Annotated in this window: 1 pseudogene; it reads left to right on the top strand. The window is 71.5% G+C overall.

The annotated features are described in order from the left end of the window. Positions 1 to 2,006: pseudogene (locus BN903_RS09915) on the top strand (ATP-dependent DNA helicase); the annotation flags it as partial.

The following is a 2,006-nucleotide window of genomic DNA, read 5'->3' on the forward strand; positions in this document are numbered from 1 at the left end:
GGCAAGGCCTTATATATCGTCCCGCTGCGCGCGCTCGCCAGCGAGAAGAAGGCGGAGTTCGAGCGCTGGGAGGAGTTCGACGTGACGGTCGGCGTCTCGACGGGCAACTACGACTCCGACGGCGAGTGGCTCGCGAGCCGCGACATCATCGTGGCGACCTCGGAGAAGGTCGACTCGCTGATCCGGAACGGCGCGCCGTGGATCGACGACCTCACCTGCGTCGTGAGCGACGAGGTCCACCTCGTCGACGACTCGCACCGCGGCCCGACCCTCGAAGTCACGCTCGCGAAGCTCCGCAAGGTGAACCCCGGACTCCAGACCGTCGCGCTCTCCGCGACCGTCGGCAACGCCGACGTCATCGCCGACTGGCTCGACGCCGAACTCGTCGAGTCCGACTGGCGTCCGATCGACCTTCGCACGGGCGTCCACTTCGGCAACGCGATCAACTTCGACGACGGGAGCCAGCGCGAGGTCCCGGTCGAGCGCGGCGAGGACCAGACGGCGAAGCTCGTCGGCGACGCCTTGGACACCGAGGAGGGCGGGCAGGGCGGCTCCTCGCTCGTCTTCGTCAACTCCCGGCGCAACGCCGAGTCGTCGGCCCGCAAGCTGGGCGAGGTGACGGGCTCCCGCCTCACCGGCGAGGAGCGCGACCGGCTCCGCGAGCTGGCCGAGGAGATCCGCGGCGTCTCCGACACCGACACCTCCGAGGACCTCGCGGACGCGGTCGAGCAGGGGTCGGCGTTCCACCACGCCGGACTCGCGAGCGAACACCGGACCCTCGTCGAGGACGCGTTCCGCGACCGCCTGATCAAGTGCGTCTCCGCGACGCCCACCCTCGCCGCCGGCGTCAACACCCCCCGCTCGCCGGGTGATCGTCCGCGACTGGCGGCGCTACGACGGCGACTTCGGCGGCATGAAACCACTCGACGTCCTCGAAGTCCACCAGATGTGCGGCCGCGCGGGCCGCCCCGGACTCGACCCCTACGGCGAGGCGGTGCTGCTCGCGAACGACGCCGACACCCGCGAGGAGCTGTTCGAGCGGTACGTCTGGGCCGAGGCCGAGCCGGTCCGCTCGAAGCTCGCGGCCGAGCCCGCGCTCCGGACCCACGTCCTCGCGACGGTCGCCTCGGGCTTCGCCGCCACCCGCGAGGGCCTCCTGTCGTTCCTCGACAACACCCTCTACGCGACCCAGACCGACGACGAGGGACGCCTCGCCGCGGTCACCGACACCGTCTTAGACTACCTCGAAGTCAACGGCTTCGTCGAGCGCGACCGCGACGGCGGGGCCGAGGGCCTCGCCGCGACCGGCATCGGCCACACCGTCTCGCGGCTCTACCTCGACCCGATGAGCGCGGCGGAGATACTCGACGGGCTCCGGACGGTCGTCGAGGACGGCACGGCCGGATCCGATGCCCCTGCCGCCGACGCCGAGTTCGTCCCATCGACCGACGCCGACGCGGACTCCGACGCCGACGAACCGGGGTTCACCACGTACACCCGAGGGGACGCGGAGGAGAGCGACGGCGACGCCGATCCGTCCGACTCGGACGACGACGAGCCCCCCGCGGTCACCCCGCTCGGTCTCTACCACCTGGTCAGCCGGACCCCGGACACCTACGAGCTGTACCTCAAGTCCGGCGACCGCGAGGAGTACACGGAGGTCTGCTACGAGCGCGAGCCGGAGTTCCTCGGCGACGTGCCCTCCGAGTACGAGGACGTGCGGTTCGAGGACTGGCTCGCCGCGCTGAAGACGGCCCGCCTGCTCGAAGACTGGGCGAACGAGGTGGACGAAGACCGGATCGCGGAGCGGTACGGCGTCGGCCCGGGCGACATCCGCGGCAAGGTCGACACCGCGGAGTGGCTCCTCCGGGCGGCGGAGACGCTCGCCCGCGACGTGGAGGGGATCGACGGGGACGTGGCCGTTCAGGTCCGCGAGGCGCGCAAGCGCCTGGAGTACGGGGTCCGCGAGGAGCTGCTCGATCTGGCCGGCGTCCGCAACGTCGGCC

The organism is Halorubrum sp. AJ67 (assembly GCF_000513435.1).